The organism is Peptoniphilus obesi ph1 (assembly GCF_000311865.1).
GTDB lineage: Bacteria > Bacillota > Clostridia > Tissierellales > Peptoniphilaceae > Peptoniphilus_E > Peptoniphilus_E obesi.
In genome coordinates this window covers 126,339-144,555 of record NZ_HE978581.1, presented here as the reverse complement: position 1 = coordinate 144,555, position 18,217 = coordinate 126,339, and the positions used below count along the sequence as shown (strand labels likewise).

General features: G+C 27.1%; 18 protein-coding genes. 16 read left to right on the top strand and 2 right to left on the bottom strand.

The features are described from left to right. Positions 1-13: 13 nt before the first annotated feature. The 6 genes from HGPB_RS04325 (at position 14) to HGPB_RS04300 (ending at position 6,865) form a co-directional block, all read left to right on the top strand. The gene (locus HGPB_RS04325) at positions 14-2,230 is read left to right on the top strand and encodes a sensor histidine kinase (RefSeq protein ID WP_019132472.1); all 2,217 of its coding nucleotides are present in this window, start codon (positions 14-16) and stop codon (positions 2,228-2,230) included. Between the two features lie 82 nt (positions 2,231-2,312). Continuing rightward, positions 2,313-2,993 carry a response regulator transcription factor gene (locus tag HGPB_RS04320; RefSeq protein WP_019132471.1) on the top strand — a complete coding sequence of 227 codons (681 nt, stop codon included), beginning with the start codon at positions 2,313-2,315 and terminating at the stop codon, positions 2,991-2,993. Between the two features lie 67 nt (positions 2,994-3,060). Beyond that, the gene (locus tag HGPB_RS04315) at positions 3,061-4,080 is read left to right on the top strand and encodes an aminomethyl transferase family protein (protein WP_019132470.1); all 1,020 of its coding nucleotides are present in this window, start codon (positions 3,061-3,063) and stop codon (positions 4,078-4,080) included. A 147-nt stretch (positions 4,081-4,227) separates the two neighbouring features. Continuing rightward, positions 4,228-5,136 (top strand): ABC transporter ATP-binding protein, encoded by a 909-nt coding sequence (locus HGPB_RS04310; protein WP_019132469.1) that lies wholly within the window; start codon positions 4,228-4,230, stop codon positions 5,134-5,136. After that, entirely contained in the window at positions 5,133-5,978 is an 846-nt protein-coding gene (locus tag HGPB_RS04305; protein WP_019132468.1) for an ABC transporter permease, read from the top strand. Before HGPB_RS04310 ends, HGPB_RS04305 begins: the two co-directional genes overlap by 4 nt. Before the next feature lie 218 nt (positions 5,979-6,196). Further along, on the top strand, positions 6,197-6,865 hold the full coding sequence (locus HGPB_RS04300) for a sensor histidine kinase (RefSeq protein WP_019132467.1): 669 nt from the start codon (positions 6,197-6,199) through the stop codon (positions 6,863-6,865). Between the two features lie 29 nt (positions 6,866-6,894). On the opposite strand, the gene glmS is transcribed toward HGPB_RS04300, so the two are convergent. After that, positions 6,895-8,721, bottom strand: coding sequence for a glutamine--fructose-6-phosphate transaminase (isomerizing) (gene glmS / locus HGPB_RS04295; protein WP_019132466.1), 1,827 nt, complete (start codon positions 8,719-8,721; stop codon positions 6,895-6,897). Between the two features lie 269 nt (positions 8,722-8,990). Here glmS and HGPB_RS04290 point away from each other — a divergent pair, with 269 nt between their 5' ends. The 10 genes from HGPB_RS04290 (at position 8,991) to HGPB_RS04245 (ending at position 16,628) form a co-directional block, all read left to right on the top strand. Beyond that, on the top strand, positions 8,991-9,707 hold the full coding sequence (locus HGPB_RS04290; protein ID WP_019132465.1) for an acyl-[acyl-carrier-protein] thioesterase: 717 nt from the start codon (positions 8,991-8,993) through the stop codon (positions 9,705-9,707). Between the two features lie 114 nt (positions 9,708-9,821). Beyond that, entirely contained in the window at positions 9,822-10,019 is a 198-nt protein-coding gene (locus HGPB_RS04285) for a cold-shock protein (protein ID WP_019132464.1), read from the top strand. 42 nt (positions 10,020-10,061) lie between these two features. Beyond that, positions 10,062-10,832 (top strand): peptidylprolyl isomerase, encoded by a 771-nt coding sequence (locus HGPB_RS04280; RefSeq protein ID WP_019132463.1) that lies wholly within the window; start codon positions 10,062-10,064, stop codon positions 10,830-10,832. Positions 10,833-10,871: 39 nt separating this feature from the next. Further along, positions 10,872-12,212, top strand: a complete 1,341-nt coding sequence (locus HGPB_RS04275) for a GTP pyrophosphokinase (protein ID WP_019132462.1) — start codon at positions 10,872-10,874, stop codon at positions 12,210-12,212. A gap of 1 nt (position 12,213) precedes the next feature. After that, positions 12,214-12,687: a peptide-methionine (S)-S-oxide reductase MsrA gene (gene msrA, locus HGPB_RS04270; protein WP_019132461.1), complete on the top strand. Its 474-nt coding sequence runs from the start codon at positions 12,214-12,216 to the stop codon at positions 12,685-12,687. Between the two features lie 15 nt (positions 12,688-12,702). Next, a complete protein-coding gene (locus tag HGPB_RS04265) occupies positions 12,703-14,157 on the top strand; it encodes an aminoacyl-histidine dipeptidase (protein ID WP_019132460.1) in 1,455 nt (484 codons plus the stop codon). A 31-nt stretch (positions 14,158-14,188) separates the two neighbouring features. Further along, entirely contained in the window at positions 14,189-14,632 is a 444-nt protein-coding gene (locus tag HGPB_RS04260) for a peroxiredoxin (RefSeq protein WP_019132459.1), read from the top strand. Then, positions 14,629-15,540, top strand: a complete 912-nt coding sequence (gene mnmL, locus HGPB_RS04255) for a tRNA modification radical SAM protein MnmL/YtqA (protein WP_019132458.1) — start codon at positions 14,629-14,631, stop codon at positions 15,538-15,540. The genes HGPB_RS04260 and mnmL overlap by 4 nt, the downstream gene beginning before the upstream one ends. After that, positions 15,537-15,962, top strand: coding sequence for a hypothetical protein (locus HGPB_RS04250; protein ID WP_019132457.1), 426 nt, complete (start codon positions 15,537-15,539; stop codon positions 15,960-15,962). Before mnmL ends, HGPB_RS04250 begins: the two co-directional genes overlap by 4 nt. A gap of 114 nt (positions 15,963-16,076) precedes the next feature. Continuing rightward, complete coding sequence (locus tag HGPB_RS04245; protein WP_019132456.1) at positions 16,077-16,628, top strand: DUF6648 family protein; 552 nt, start codon at positions 16,077-16,079, stop codon at positions 16,626-16,628. Positions 16,629-16,713: 85 nt separating this feature from the next. Here the strand turns inward: HGPB_RS04245 and murC are convergent, their stop codons facing one another. Then, a complete protein-coding gene (gene murC / locus HGPB_RS04240) occupies positions 16,714-18,102 on the bottom strand; it encodes a UDP-N-acetylmuramate--L-alanine ligase (RefSeq protein WP_019132455.1) in 1,389 nt (462 codons plus the stop codon). Positions 18,103-18,217: the final 115 nt, after the last annotated feature.

The window sequence follows — 18,217 nt, the reverse complement described above, 5'->3', positions numbered from 1 at the left end:
AGGAGGTTTTAAAATGGAAGAAAAAAGAAATATTAGGTATAGTAATTCTTTTGTTTGGTCTTTTATTTTAATTTTGTCTATACTTGCTACAATCGTATCTGTATTTTTAATAGGAAATAACAAAGGTGCTAAAAATACAAATCTTTCTAATTCAAGATATAGTGGAAGAATTTATGATGTTATTGATTCTTCCTTGTATGATGATATGTATGATGGTCTTGGATTCGAAGTAAGCCAAGATGAAATAGGCATAGATTATTATATTAGGTCTTATAAGATTGTGAACTATCCTTATACCCAAGAATATAAGGACAAATATCCAGACAATGTTGTAGTTTCTTCTGGAGATGACAGATATTATCAATATTATTCAAGAAATGAAATTGATAATGCAATAAGAAACGGTGAAGATATTGAATCGTTTTATGGTATTAGTAAGAACAAACTAGAAAATAGTAATTATTATAAGACAGAAGAGCCAGAATACAAGACAAGCTATCTTTCAAATAACTTTACAAGTGCAAAAGTGGATCCTCAAGAAATTCAAATTGATGATGCTAATGGGAAAAAATTTTTTGTAAAAGGTTATTATGAAAATGGAAATATAAACTTTACAGAGACAAATATAGATGATAATAAACTTGATAAAAGAGATGTTAATTTATTTATAAGTTCTCTTAAAAATGTTTATAAAAATATTGATAGTGAAGAAAATAGCATTAAGAAAATTAATTTTGCTTATAGCTTTGATCCAAACTCTGCATATTTTGCTGATTTAAAGGAAAGTGCTAATTATTCTAATATGGTTTTAAGTTCTATAGTTTTGGTAGTTATTGGAGCTTTGCTTGTAGCAACAGTTTTTGCTATTTCAATGGACTATAAAAAATCATATAACTTGTCTTTTTATCAAGGTTTGGTAAAATTTCCAATTGAAATTGTTATTATAGCTTGCATAGCTTGGGGATTTGCCCTAGCAATGATAGTCTATTCTTACAATGACTTTAATATCATAAGGGAGCTTGGAATTAATTTAAAAAGCTACACAAAGCTTGCTTTTATAGCTGAGTTTATCCTAGTATTTACTGGATCTATAGCTTGTATCTATTTAATAAATTCGATAAAAGCTATCTATAATGAAGGGTCTAAAGCAAAACTAATAGATAATTCAATAATTGTAAGAATATGTAGAAGCTTATCAAGATTTTTCAAAAGAATTTTCTCGAGTGCCAATGATGGTATGTTTAAACTGGCAAATAAAGACTATAGAAAGTATGCCATAGCAATCTATATAGGTCTTTTATTACTAGGATTTATAGCTTGCAACTCAGTTGTTGAATATGGAATGGGCTTAATAGTTTTTATACTATGGGCAATTTTAGTAACACTTGCTTTTAAATTCTTAAAAAAATTCATAGATTCAGTATCAGAAATAAATGAAGTAACAAAAGCAATTTCATCAGGAAATTATGATGTAAAAATTTCTGATCAAAATCAATTCGAATCAATAAGAGAAAATGTAAATACAATAACAAACAATCTTGATCAAGCAATAGAAAATGCTGTAAAATCTGAAAGATTAAAGACTGAGCTTATAACAAATGTATCGCATGATTTAAAAACTCCTCTTACATCGATTATTAATTACTCAGAACTTATAAGAGATGATAAGTTGGATAAAAAAGAAATAAATAAGTATTCAGAAATAATCCACAACAAGTCATTAAAATTAAAAAGTTTAATTGATGATTTATTTGAAGTTTCTAAAGTAGCATCAAATAATGTAGAACTAAACTTAGAAAAAATTGACTTTAAGGCACTTGTTGAACAAGTCGTTGGAGAGTGGGAAGATAAATTAAAAGAAAAAAATCTAGATATACAATTTAAATCTCCAGATCAAGCTGTAATATTAAATCTTGATGGAGATAAAACATCTAGAATAATAGATAATTTGATGTCAAACATCTATAAGTATGCTTTAGAAAACACAAGAATTTATATCGACCTAAAAAATGAAGGCAAAGTTAATTTAACAATTAAAAATATTTCTAAATATCCACTAAATATTTCAGCTAGTGAGCTAATTGAAAGATTTACAAGGGGAGATGAATCTAGAAATACTCCAGGTTCAGGACTTGGCTTATCAATTGCAAGTTCACTTGTAAATGCCCAAGGTGGAAGTTTTGAAATAGATATTGATGGAGACTTATTTAAAACAAGCATAAGTTTTTAATAAAAAATATAATTTACAAAATATGGGATAAGAGCCTGAAGTATAGGCTCTTTTTCTATGTTATAATGAAATTGGTGATTTTATGAATAAAATTTTAGTTATAGAAGACGATAACGATATAAACAAGCTGATAGTAGAAATACTAAAAGATAAATACCAAGTAGATAACGCTTTTACAGCAAGAGAAGCCTTATTATTAACTAAAATAAATAAATATGACTTAATTTTACTAGACTTGATGCTACCAAATATGAGCGGAGAAGATTTCATTAGAGAATTAAGAAAAACAAGTGATGTTGCTATTATAGTTGTGTCTGCAAAAATAGCAGTAGAAACGAAAATTGAAGTTTTAAAAATTGGAGCAGATGCTTTTGTAGAAAAACCTTTCGATAATAGTGAATTGCTTGCTCAAGTAGAAGCCAGTCTGAGAAGATATAACAAATATCTAGATAATAAAAATGAGCCTTCAAACCAGCTTAAGCACAATGATTTGGAATTAGATTTAGAAAATAATAGTCTAAAAATTTTAGATAAGGATGTAAAGCTTACTCTTATTGAGTTTAAACTCTTAGAGTTATTTATGAAAAATCCAAAGAAAATTTTTACAAAAGAAAATCTATATAATTCCGTTTGGAATGATGAATACATATATGCAGCTGATACAGTAAATACACATATTTATAATTTAAGAAGTAAGCTTAAAAAATTTGGGAATAAAGATTACATAGAAACTGTTTGGGGGATAGGCTATAAGTTGAAATAATTATTTATCATCACATTAGTTGGGTATAAGATTAATAGATTATTTTTCCGATATATGAGGTGATAACATGAAAGATAATTTTGAACTTAGAAAAAAAGAACATGAAGCAGTAAGGCACAATGTTGGTTATTATGATTTTACGCATCAATTATTAAATGTAACAGGTAGCGATAGTGCAAAGTTTCTAGACAGAATGTTTGTTAATGATATTAAAGGACTTAAATTATCCCATGCACTTTATACAACAATGCTAAATAGAGAAGCAGAGATTATAGATGATGTAATTGTTTTTCACCTAGAAGAAGATAGGTATTTAATATCAACTCTTTACATTGATAAAATGATCAAATGGTTTGATGAACATAAAAAAGAAGAAGATGTTAATTACGAAGATATTACTAATAGACTTACAATGTATGCGGTTCAAGGTCCAAAATCAAGAGATTTAATTAATAGTCTTGTTGATGAAAATATTGATGATTTAGCTTTCTTTACTGTTATGGATAATACAGTTGGCGATTTAGATATTATGATTGCAAGAGCTGGATTTACCGGAGAACTTGGATATGAACTTTATGTTCCAAGCGAAAAGAAAGAAGAATTAGAAAATAAATTAATTGAAAAAGGAAAAGAATTTAATCTTGTAAATATAACAAGTGATGTAATAATTACAAGTCTTCCAGCAGAAAAAGGTTATGTATTAATGAGTGATCTTGAAGGTGCAAATCCTTTAGAAGTTGGATATGGTTGGACTGTTGATTGGAACACTTTCTTTATAGGCAAAAACTCTTTAGAAAAGGCTAAGAAGAAAGGAATTACTAGAGATTTATTAGGCTTTGTTGTAGAAGATAAGGAAGCTGAAATTGAGCCAGGAGATAAAGTAGAATTTAATTCAGAAGAAGTTGGAAAGGTTACTAAATTTACTTATAGTTTCTCTTTAGGCAAAAACATAGGTTATGCCTTAGTAGATACAAGTAAGGTTAAAAAGACAAACACTGTTAAGATTAAATCAGCAAAAGCAGTTTATGATGCAAAACTTTGTCAAAGAATATTCTATGACCTAAACAATGAAAGAGTTAATGCTTAATAGATAGTTTATTAAAGGGGGATTTTCATCCTCCTTTTTTATTTGCAATAAAATATAATAAATATATAAAATTTAGAATTACTTTAGTTTTGATTTAGAAAAAATAAAAAAATATTTGCAATAATACAAGATAGAAAGAGGTGTGATATGAAAATTATTGAATGTATTGATTTAAATAAATCATTTAAGAAAAATAAGGCTCTAAGCAATTTTAATTTTAATCTGTATGATCATGATATATACGGATTAGTAGGACCGAACGGAGCTGGAAAATCTACATTTTTAAAAATAATTGCAGGCCATATTATAAGAGATTCGGGACAAGTTAGTATTTTTGAAAAGAATTTAGATAATCTTGGAAATAAAAAATCTGGAATTGGATTTTTAATTGAAAAACCTGCATTTTATTCCTATATGACAGGGAAAGAAGCGTTAAAATATATTGCTGATTTAAAAAGAATTAAATTTTCTTTAGATGATGAAATTATAGATGAATTTAATATGAGAGAACATCTAAATAAAAAAATAAAATCTTATTCAACTGGCATGAGGATGAGGCTTGGAATAATTGCTGCTTGTATAGGCAAACCAAGGATTTTAATACTAGATGAACCGATAAATGGTTTAGATCCAGAAGGGATAATTGAACTTAGAAACTTTCTTAAAAGAATTAATAAAGAATGGAATACAAGTATAATAGTTTCTTCTCATATTTTAAGTGAACTTTCTTTAATTACAAATAGAGTGGGTTTTATAAAAAATGGCTTAATGATAGAAGAGATTTCAAAAGAAGAATTAGATGAAAAAACTCAAAACTATATACAAGTTACTAGCAAGGAAGAAGACCTAGCCCAAGTAGTTAATACAATAGAAAATGATTTAAAGATAAATAACTATAAGGTCTTGGCTGATAATGTGGTTAGGGTGTTTGATGATTTTGATATGTTTAATTTCCAAAAAATTCTAGTAGGAAAGGGAATTTATTTAATGGGAATTTCTAGAGAAAGACTTTCACTAGAAGATTATTATATAAGTTTGGTAGGTGAAGAAAAATGAGATATGCTTTTTTAGATTTAAAAAGAGTTGTAAAAAGAAAATCTTTTTATTTAACACTTATAGTATTTTTAGCTTCAGTTGTAATATTAAATTATTTTTTATATAGAAATTTTAATTTCAAAGAATTTGACCTGACAAAATTTGATATACTTCCTATGATATTAAGCAATTTTTTTGCAATAAAAACTAGCGGTATCTTGGCTATGTTTATAACTATGTTTGTACTCACAGATGAATTAAAAGAATCTGGATATTTAAGACCGATTGAGACGGGATATTCTAGAAATACTATTATTTTATCAAAACTTTTAGTTTCATTTATATTAAGTCTTGCCTTTTTGTTAATAGTTTTTCTAGTACATAGTTTAGCTATATTTGTATTATATGGATTTTTTTCTAAAGAAAATTTCGATTTAATTTTAATTATGCTAAAGTATATACTTATAAATATTCCACAAATACTGGTTTTTATGATGATTCCTTTGATTTTATTTAATAGAACAGAAAGCGACTATACAGCATCCCTTGGATCATATTTTTTCGCTGCATTTTTTGTAAAAATATTGAGAACTTTGGGTAATAAATTTAATATTCCTATACTTTTAAAGATAGTTAAGTTTGCACCATCAACAACAACTAGTAAAATAGCTGACCAGTTTTTTGAAGAAGTAGTAATAAAAATACCGAAATTTGAATTTATTCGTGATTATATACTAGGAGATGGTAAAATAAATAGTATATCAATGGGGCAAATGATGCCTTATTTAGGAATTTCTTTAGTTTTATTTTTCATTTTGCTTGCCATAAGTTTATATTTATTTAATAGGAAAAATCTTGACTAAAAAAGGGGAAGATTGAGATAGTTTTTATAATAATATTACTTCTTATTTATATAATTTACAGAGAATACAGAATCAAAAGGGATATAGACAAGTTAAAAGAAATTTTAGATTATAAAATAAAAAACCGAGATATATCTGAGTCTAGTTTAGAGTTAAAAAGCAAAGAATTTGATTCCATTTTAGATAAATTTAATTATTTAATAAGAGAAAACAATGATTTGAGTAATCAGATTAAAGATTTAGATAAAAGCCATAAAGAACTGCTTGCTAATTTATCTCATGATTTAAGGACTCCTCTTACATCCTTAATTGGCTATATAGAATTATTTGAAAAAGATGATAAAAATAAGGAAGAGTACCTTGGCATCTTATCAAGAAGAAGTAAGACGCTAAAAGAATTAATAGAAAAATTCTACCAATATGCAATAATGACAAATTATGAGAGTAGCGAGCTTGAAAATATAAATCTAGTTGATCTAACAATAGAAATTATTTTAAACTATTATGATTTATTTGAACAAGCAGGCCAAGATCTTGAAATAAAAAAAGATATTGAAATATTTGAAACGGTTATTGATAGAAAATTATTTGAAATGCTTATAAATAATGCCATGGATAACATGCTAAAGTATTCAAAAGGATCAAATAAAATAAGTATTGTAGAAAAAAACAATAAATTTGAAATAATATTTTCAAATAAGACAGATTTAAAAGATGGCAACTATGACTTTTTATTTGAAAGAATGAAGGTTATAGATTCAACTAGAAAGAACTCAACAGGGCTTGGACTTAGCATTTTAAAATCTGCTGCTGATAAACTAGCTTGCGAGAGTTCTATAATAGTTAAAGAAAATATATTTTATTTAAGCATCAAAAAAAGGAAGTAGTTTTATCTACCTCCTTTTTTATATTAATCTTATTCTACTGTTACAGCCTTGGCTAAGTTTCTTGGCTTATCTACATCATTTCCTCTTGCTAGGGAAGTGTAGTAGGCAATTAATTGAGCTGGAATTACTGATAGAAGTGGAGCAAAGAAGTCTGTTGTTCTTGCAAATTTAATTACTTCTTTTGAATTTTGTTTTATAGTATTATCATCAAAATCTGTAATTGTATATATGCTAGCGCCTCTTGCAGTTAATTCTTCCAGATTTATTGCAGTTTTTTTAGCGGTGTGTTCTTGGCTAATTATAGCTATAACTTTTGTTGAATCATCAATAAGAGCTATTGAACCGTGTTTTAATTCGCCTGAAGCAAAAGCTTCTGTGTGAATATAAGAAACTTCTTTTAATTTAAGAGCTCCTTCTTTCGCTGTAGTAAAATCTATTCCTCTGCCAGTATAAAAAACTGATTCTTGATTTTTTAATTCTTCTGCTATATTTCTAAAATTATCTTTTCTTTCAAGAATTTCACTTATTCTTTCAGGAATTGTTTTTAGTTCATCTAAGTAAGATTTAATTTTATCTTCACTCAAAGTTCCTAATTTTTCTGCCATATCTAGGGCAAGAAGATAAAGTAAAATTAATTGAGTTGTAAAAGCTTTTGTAGAAGCAACAGAAATTTCTGGACCGCAATAGCAATACATAACTTTGTCAGCTTGTTTAGTCATAGTTGAATTCTGTGCATTTACTATTGCAAGTGTTTTTGCAGAAAGTTTTTTAGCTTCTTCTAGTGCAAGTAAGGTATCAGCAGTTTCGCCAGATTGACTTACAAAAATTGCTAAAGTTTTATCATCAACAAATTTTTGATTGTAGTTAAATTCTGATGCTATTTCTACTTGAACCTGTCTGCCAGTGAAGTTTTGAATTGCAAATTTTGCAATTTCTCCAGCATGGAAAGCTGTTCCACAAGCAATTATATATATTTTTTCAAATTCTTTAATTTCTTCTGCAGTAAAGAAAGATTCACCAAGATTTATTTTTCCATTAATCACTCTCTTATCTAAAAGATTTCTAATGGCATCTGGTTGTTCGAATATTTCCTTTAGCATATAGTGTTCAAAACCATTTTTTGATATAGAGTCTTTATTGAGATCCATTGTTTCTATTTCCTTTTCTATTTCATCTAAATTATAATTAAAAAACTTATAAGTATTATTGAGGTTAAATTGAGCAATTTCTTTGTTGTCCATATATACAACTTTGTTAGTATTTTCAATAATAGAAGATATTTCTGAAGATATAATAAATCCATCTTCTGCAAATCCAACTATTAAAGGACAATTGTTTCTTACTGCTATAAGTTCACTTGGATTATCATTACAAACTACGCCTAGAGCATATGATCCAACTAATCTTTTTACAGTTTTTAAAACGGCATTAAGTAAATTTCCATTATAATAAAAATCAATTAATTGAACTATTACTTCAGTATCAGTTTTTGATTTAAATTTGTATCCTTCTTTTTCTAATTCTTCCTTTAATTCTAAATAATTATCAATCACTCCGTTGTGTACTAAAGAAATTGTATTTTTAGAATTTAGGTGAGGGTGGGCATTTTCAAGATTAACATTTCCGTGAGTTGCCCATCTAGTATGGCCAATGCCGACATTTCCCTTAATTGGATTTGATTTATAAACTTCTTCAAGTTTATCTAACTTTCCAACACTCTTTATTGTTTTAATACTATCTTTTGTAATAACAGATATACCTGCTGAATCATAGCCTCTATATTCTAAATTTTTAAGGCCATGAATAATAATATCAGTAGCATTTTTTTTGCCACAATATCCTACAATTCCGCACATATTGTACCTCCATATTTTTTATATTAAGAGATCACTGTATCCTCTTTGTTATAAAATTTCTCTTATTTTTTAAAGAATACTGAGGCTGTGAGACCTTTGAAGCATCCGCCGAATATTTCGATAACTTCACTCCTCGTCATCCCATAAGGACCTGGCGCTTATTTTAATTTTTTCTCTTTTTTGAATTATAACATAATAAAAAAAGTGTGTAAACTTGCTAAATATAAGACTTGCTATGCTATAATTAGTCCAAGATTAGGAGTGATATTTTGTACGAAAAAATTTATAAAGTTCCTAGCTTTTTATGTCACAAGGGGAAATTACTTATTAATTATCTGGTTAATTTATGCCTTATGACATCAGATTGTGAATTTGAAGAAAAAGGGCACAGTTATCAAGATATTATCTATGAAAATAATTTAACTTGGATAATTTATAAGTGGAAAATAAATTTTAATAGAGAAATTAAAGAAAATGAAATAATTAAAATCAAAACTTGGCCAAGTGGGTTTGATAAAATATATTCATATAGAGAGTTTGCTTGCTATGATAAAAATGAAAAATTATTATTTAAAGCAACAGCCGTGTTTTTATTAATTGATATTAAAAATAAGAAACCTGTTAGGCTTGGTAAAGATATAATTGATTTGTATGATATTTATGAAAAAAGAAATTTTTCAGAAATTGAAAGAATAGATCCAGTAAAAGATATAAAAAAACTTGCAAGTTTTGATGTTAGAAAATCAGACATAGATTATAATAAACACGTAAATAATAGTGTTTATTTTTCATGGATATTTGATGCAATCCCAGAAGAAATTTTAGAAGACAAATTTATATCCGATATAAATCTCATATATAATAAGGAAATTAAAAAAGGAGAAAGTGTAGGAGTTTATAGTAATGATACTTATTCATATTTTGAAATAAAAACTGAAAATACAAACTCGAAAGCTTCTTTAAAATTTAAATGTTTGAATAATTAACCCATTATGATATAATACTAGTTGATCAACTTTATGAATTTGAAAATGCTTAGCTTGTCTTTTATTTGAACACTCTACATTTACAAAGGATTGAAGTATTTTAAGGAGGATTAAATGAAAGGTAAAGTTAAATGGTTTAATAGTGAAAAGGGATTTGGTTTTATTACAACTGAAGAAGGAAATGATGTATTCGCTCATTTTTCTAAAATTCAAAAAGAAGGATTTAAAACATTAGAAGAAAATCAAGAAGTTGAATTTGATGTTGTAGATAGTGAAAAAGGCCCTCAAGCTGAGAATATAGTAATTTTATAAGATAAGAGCAGCTAAGGCTGCTTTTTTTATTGGAGGTTAATAATGAACAAATACGAAGTAATTGCAAAAGTTGGAGATCACGAAATAACATACGAAGATTATTTAATTTTTATGGGAGGATTAAATCCTCAACTTCAACAACATTTTCATCAAGAATCAGGTCAAGAAGTTTCTGAAGAAATACTTGATGAATTAATTTATAAACAACTTTTATTCCTAGATGCAAAAGAACAAGGTTATGACAAAGAAGAAGACTATCAAAAAATCTTAAAAAAGACAGAAAACTCTCTTCTTACAACTTATGCTCTTGGAAAATTAATAGAAAGCATAGACCCAACAGATAAAGAAGTTGAAGAATATTATAATCAATATGCTGAAAAATTTGATAAAGATGAAACAATAAATGCATCTCATATTCTAGTTGATGACGAAGAAAAAGCTAACGAAGTTAAGGCAAAATTAAGTTCAGGAGAAAATTTTGAAGATTTAGCAAGAGAATATTCAACTTGTCCATCAAAACAAAATGGTGGTAACCTAGGCGACTTTGGAAGAGGAACTATGGTTCCAGAATTTGAAGAAATAGCCTTTGATTTAAAAGAAGGAGAAATTTCTGACCCAGTAAAAACAGATTTTGGGTATCATATAATTAGATTAAACAAGAAAAATGAAGCTAAAAAGCATACTCTTTCTGAAGTAAAACAAGAAGTATATTCTGATTTAAGAAGATTAAAAGAACAAACAGCTTATGTAGACAAGATTAGAGATCTACAAAACAAATACAAAATAGAAAAGAAAGATTTAAAAAATGACTAAGAATAACTAATAGTCAGTATGCTATTAGGAGGTCGTCAAATGCAAAATGAACTTTTTGAGTTTGTTGATGAGGGAATAGTTGCACTTAGAACTTATAGAAATATATTTGATCAGATAGCAAGAAAAACTGTAAAATCTTTAAAAAACTCACTTTCTCAATATGATAATTTTATGAATGTGAGTTATAGAATAAAGTCTGAGAAATCTTTTAAAGAAAAAATAATAAAAAACAACTTTTATCTTGAGTATGAAGATGTCAATTCTATGATAATGAACATGTCTGATTTGATTGGTATTAGGATTGAATGTAGATTTATAAAAGATGAAACTGAAATTTATGAGTTAATAAAGAAGACTTATAATGTCGACCAGGGTAATGGTTACTTTAAAAATGATGAAAATTCTCCCATATCTTTAAAACTGAGTGATCGCCAACCTCAAATTCAAAATAATGGGTTTGAGATTTACAAGATTGATTGTAAGTATAAGTATGGGAAAAATCATTTTAATTTTGAGTTGCAAATAAAGTCAATGGTAAATGTATTTTGGGGAGAAATTGACCATAAAATCTTATATAAAAATTATAACTATATGATTGATGAAAAATTTTTCAGAGAAATTATGGCAACTATCAAGGATTCCCTATACATGATTGATAAACAGCTTTTATTACTATATGAGCATGTATCAAACTTAGATGCTAGTGCTGTTGTATCAGCTAATACGCAGATTAATCATTTATTATCTAAGATAATTCATGATGTTTACAGTGAAAAGATTAAAAATGAGCTTGGATTTGTATTTAACTTTAAACATTGTACTGATGTAATAGTTGAGTTTTTACAATTAACAGCTGCCAAGAAAAAAGAGTTATCTTATGGTGAAAACTTTGTAAAGTTAATAAATAGGATAAATGAAATAAGTTCTGATGAGATTTCAATGCGTGATAATATCAAATTTGAAGACACTATCAAGTTTTCAGATAAATTCACACAAAATATTTTGGATGTAATTATTTATTTATCAAGTAGAGATTTTACATGGAATTTGATATTAAAAATAATCTGTCAAATGGAAAATGTAAGCTACTATGAATCTACTATAGATTTTTTGAATTTCATAAGATCAAAATATTCTCTTCTATTTATAAAATATTTTGACCTTTTCAAGTATGATTTTGATGAAGAAAATGAAATCGAAGATTATGTACTTGATATAGTTTATGAAAACTTTAAAAAGAATAAATCTTTAAATTATTTAGTTGAAGATGCTTTAAAAGATATAGAAAATGAATTTATTCAATTGAGATTAAAAGATATCAGCTATCTTAGCGTTGATGTTTTAAAACTAAGATTTAAGAAAAGAATGGTGGATTATTAAAATGAAAGATATTTATTTTGCTGGTGGTTGTTTTTGGGGAATTGAAGAATATTTTTCAAGAATAGAGGGAGTAACCGATACAGAAGTTGGTTATGCAAACTCCAAAGTTGAAAATCCAAGCTATGAATTAGTTTGTAGCGGGATGACGGACTCAGCAGAAACAGTAAAGATTATCTATGATGAGAATATAATAAGTTTAGAAAATTTATTGGAAAAATTATTTTTAGTAATTGATCCGACTTTATTAAATAGACAGGGAAATGACATTGGAAGTCAATACAGAACTGGAATATATTATAATGAAGATGAGGACCTTGAAATTATTAATTCTTATATAGATAGTATAAAAAACAATTATAAGAAAGATATTCTTACAGAAGTTTTAAGAATTAAAAACTTTTATCCTGCAGAAGAATACCATCAAGACTATCTTAAGAAAAATCCAAATGGCTATTGCCATATCAAACTTGACTAATTTTTAGGAGGAAAAATGGGAAAGCTAGAAAACTTAGAACCCAAAAGAGTTTTTTATTATTTTGAAGAAATTACAAAAATTCCTAGATGCTCTTTTAAAGAAGAAAAAATTAAAGATTTCTTAATAAATTTTGCTAAAGATCATGGATTTGAATACTATGATGATAAATATAATAATGTAATAATAAAAAAAGAAGCTAGTCCTGGTTATGAAGACAAGGAAGCAATAATATTACAAGGCCACACTGATATGGTTTGTGAAAAGCTTGATGGTTCAGATTTTAATTTTGATACTGATCCAATTAAGTTCACTGTAGAAGATAATAAAATTATTGCTAAGGAAACTACATTAGGTGCTGATAATGGAATTGCTGTTGCAATGATTTTGGCTATATTAGAATCTGATGAATATAAACATCCAAAAATTGAGGCTCTTTTTACAGCAACTGAAGAGACTGGAATGGTTGGTGCAAAAAACCTAGACGGAAGTAAATTAGAGGCAAAAACTCTTATAAATCTTGATTCTGAGAGTGAAGGAGTTGCTTGTGTTTCTTGTGCTTGCGGACAAAGAGAAAATATTATTTTTGATAAAAAATATATTGATATCAAAGAAGAAAGACAATTTTATCAATTAATAATTTCTGGACTAAAGGGCGGACATTCTGGACAAGAAATCAATAAAGGACTTGCAAATGCAAATAAATTACTTGCAAGAAGTTTAGATTCTTTGTTTAATAAATTTGATATCTTATTAATAGATATATATGGAGGAAGCAAGGAAAATGCTATTCCAAGAAGTTCAAGAGCTATTATAGGAGTTTTAGATTCTGACATAAGAAAAATTCAAGATGAAATTGTTAGCCTAAATAGGGACTTTGTTAAAGAATATGGAAACATTGACCCAGATGTAAGACTAAATTTTGAAAAATCTGATGCTTGTGATAAAGCTTTAAATAAAAACTTATCTAATAATCTTATAAAAGCTTTAAATATTATTCCTAATGGAGTAGATAGAATGAGTGATAATATAGAAGGTCTTGTAGGAGCATCTTCTAATATAGGAATTATAGAATCTACAGAAGACCAAATAATTATCCACAATTCACTTAGGGCTGAGCTCGAGTCACTAAAAGATGATATAGCTAGAAGAAATAGGATTATAGCAGAGCTTTGCCAAGCTGGATATAAGATTTCTAACAACTATCCTGCATGGGAATATAAAAACAATTCTAGGATCAGAGACTTGTCTATTGATGTCTATAGAGAATTAACTAGAAGCCAGCTAAAAATTGAATCTATTCATGCAGGCCTAGAATGTGCAATACTTGCAGATGTAATAGGAGATATTGATATGATATCTTTTGGTCCTTCAATGCACAATGTTCACTCTCCAGGCGAAAATTTAGAAATAGAATCAGTAGCTAATGTATTTAATTTTCTTATAAATTTAATTGAAGAAATTAAATATTAAGATTTTATAAATTAGTAGAAAAGGTGATTATATGAAAACTGAATTTACTTTAAAATCAACAGAAGTAGAAGAAAGAAATTTTAATGATTATAAGGGTAAATACCTAGTATTATATTTTTATCCTAGAGACAATACGAAGGGATGCACAATTGAAGCTAATAATTTTTCAAACCTATATGAAGAATTTAAAAAGCTTGATGCAGAAGTTGTTGGGATAAGTAAAGACTCTATAAAATCTCATATGAAATTTAAAGAAAAAGAAAACATTCCTTATGAATTACTTTCAGATCCAGAAAGAGAAGTGCATGCTAACTATGAAATTTTAAAAAAAGCTAAAATGTATGGAAAAGAAGTAACAAAAACAGTAAGATCAACTTTTGTTTTTGATAAGGATTTAAATTTGATAAAAGAGTATAGAGATGTAAAAGCTAGTGAAAACCCTCAAGAAGTATTAGATTTTATAAAATCACTATGATATATAATAAATATTCAAAATTTTTAAAGGATGAATTTGGAGAAAAAGTCTATAAACTTCCAATAAAATTGAATTTGACATGTCCTAATAGAGATGGAACTTGCGGACTTGGTGGATGTATATTTTGTGGAGAAGAGGGCGGGAGTTTTGAAAATAAAGAAGGAAGTATAAAAGAGCAATTAATAAAAAATAAAGAACTTATATCAAAAAAATATAAGGCTAAAAAATTTATTGCATATTTTCAAAATTTTACAAACACTTATTTATCCTTTGAAAATTTTAAAAAGAATATTGAAGACTGCTTAATAGATGATATTGTGGGTATATCAATATCAACAAGACCAGACTGTCTACCAGATAAATATCTAGATTATCTTGAAGAAATTAATAAAAAAGTTATGGTTACCTTAGAGTTAGGACTTCAAACTGTAAACTACCACACTTTAAAAAAGATAAATAGGGGACATGGTTTGGCTGAATTTATAGATGCAGTTATCAGAAGTCACAAAAGAAATCTAAGAATATGTGCCCATGTTATATTAAATTTACCTTGGGATAACTTAGATGACAATATTGAAACTGCACGTATTTTAAATGCTTTAGAAGTAGAAGAAGTAAAAATTCATGCCTTGTATGTTTTAAAAAATACTAGACTTGGAAGAATGTATAATGCTAAAGAATTTGATATAATAAGCTTAGAAGAATATAAGCAAAGAGTAATTATATTTTTACAAAATTTAAATGACGATATAGTTATTCAAAGACTTATATCAAGAGCACCCGAAGAGGATAGTTTATTTTGTAATTGGGATAGGTCCTGGTGGAAAATCAGGGATGATATAGAAGCAATTATGGAAAAGAATAAACTATATCAAGGGGAAAAAGTGAAAGGATTTGATTTATTATGATTAAGTACATTTTAGGAGCAAAAGGCGCAGGTAAAACTAGATGGTTAATTGACAATGCTAATGAAGATATGAAAAATGGAAATGGAAACATAGCTTTTGTTGAAGTTGATGATGATCATATTTTCAGCCTAGATTATAATGTAAGATTAATTAACGCAGACAACTTTAGATTAAATGATAAAGAATCATTCTATGGTTTTATTTGTGGACTTCTTGCAATGGATTATGACCTAGAAAAAATTTATATCGATGGAATATATAAAGTAATTCATTTAAGAATAGAAGACTTAGAATTCTTAAAAAATAAATTAGAGAAAGTTGAAGATCTTAAAGACAAAGAAATTTATATAAATGTTGACTATTTATTAGAAGATATGCCAGAATCTCTAAAAGATTCTTCATACGAAGTTACAGCTGAGTAGGTGATTTTTTGAATAATAAAAAGATGGTAAGAGTTATTGCATTTGTTTTAGCAATAATGATGCTTGCTCCAATAGTTGGTGCTTTAATTAGATAATAGAATATAGGTGTTTTGATTGATCTATGTAAGAAAAAAGGGGTTATTTGATAGATTTTTTGAGAGAAGATCTTACCTTATTATGCAATATAATAATGGAGATATTTCAAAAAGAGAATTTTTAGTAAGTAATTACAATTACTTTATCTCAGAAAATGTTAAACCTTTTATTAAAGTAGATTCATATGAGAAGGGTATGTATAATTATCAATACTACAATGGCATGGCGAAATATTATAGGATGCTTGCTAAAGAAGTTAGATATAGTGATAAACATAATAAATATTATAATTATTATTTAAATCTAGGTAATAAATACTACCATCATAAAGACAATTCAATTTTGTCTATATTAGAAATACAAAATTTTTCTAATGTTGATTCTTATTTTATAAAATGTGATTCAGATAAATTAGAAAATAATTTGTATGAAATTGTTTTAGGAGATAAAAAAGAAGCTATTTTTCATTCTATGTCAAAATGGCTTCTTAATATTCTAAAAGAAAATCACGTATTTTGTGATAAAAAAAGAAAATCTTTAATAGATGAGTACATAAACGAAAGGTATTAAAAGCTTTGAGTCAAATCAAAGCTTTTTTTATACAAAAAAATACCAGCTAGAAACTGGTATTTTTAGATTAAATATTTATTTATAATTATTTATCTTCTTCAATTAGCATTTCGCCAATTTTATAAACATCTCCTGCTCCCATAGTAACAATGATGTCATCTTCTTCTAGATTATCTTTAAGATATTTTACTATATCTTCAAACTCTTCAATATAAATTGATTCATTACCTGTTTTATTTATAGATTCACACAAAGTTTTTGAATGTATATCTCCATAATCTTTTTCCCTGGCTGAATAAATATCTGTAATTATAGTTAAATCAGCATCGCTAAATGAATTGGCAAAAGAATCTAAAAGTAGTTTCGTTCTAGTAAAGGTGTGTGGTTGGAAAACACAATATAATTTCCTTTTTTTGCTGGACTTAAGTGATGCAAGAGAAGCTTTTATTTCGGTTGGATGGTGAGCATAATCATCTATTACTTTTGCCTTATTATAACATCCTTTGCTTTCAAGTCTTCTGTGGACTCCTTTGTAGTTTTTCAAACCATTTCTAATTTCATCAAAGGATATATTATTTTCGTAAGCTGCTGCAATAGCTGCCAATGAATTATAAATATTATGGTCTCCTAAAATAGATAGTTGAATTTTTTCAATAAACTTGCCATCTTTATATAAATCATATCTAGGGTAGCCTTGGTCTGTATAAGTAATATTTTTTGCTGTGTAATTAGCTTCTTTATTAATAGCTATTGTAACTTTTTTAGCATCTCCAACATTAAGAAGTAGACTGGCATTTTCATCATCAATATTTAAAACTAATATGCTATCTTTGTTTAAATTTTTTGCATAGCCTTCAAAAGTTCTAATAATATGATCTATATTTTCAAAGAAATCTAGGTGGTCTTCGTCAATATTTAAAACAATTGCAGTTGTAGGATAATATTTTAAAATATTGGCCTTATATTCACATGCTTCTGTTAAAAACAAATTTCTATCTCCAATTTTTGCGTTTCCACCAATATCATCTAGTTGTCCGCCAAGTAGTATTGTAGGATTGCTTTTTAAATTATAAATAATTTCAGATAACATTGAAGTTGTGGTAGTTTTACCATGAGTTCCCGATACAGCAATTGAAACCTTAAAATTGCTCATAAGAGCATTTAAAAAGTTTGCCCTATCAATGACATCTATTTTTGATAAAACTGCAGACTTTAATTCTGGATTTTCTAAATTTACAGCATCGGTATATACTACAAGATCTACATCTTTTAAATTATCTTTTGAGTGGTTGTAGTATATTTTAATTCCCATATCTTCTAATGATTCTGTTGTTGATCCCTTATTTAAATCAGATCCTGTTACTTCATATCCTGCAAAGTGCATAACTTTTGCAAGACCACTCATTGAAATACCACCAATACCTATAAAATGTATGTGCTTATATGCGTGCTCATCTATATTTAAATTAAACATAATTCCTCCAAAAATTTTACTCTTTTTATTATATCATTATTCTCAAACATTATTAAATTTTTTAAAAAAATAGTATTTAAGACTTATATAAAGTTTGTTAGCGATTTAACAGGGT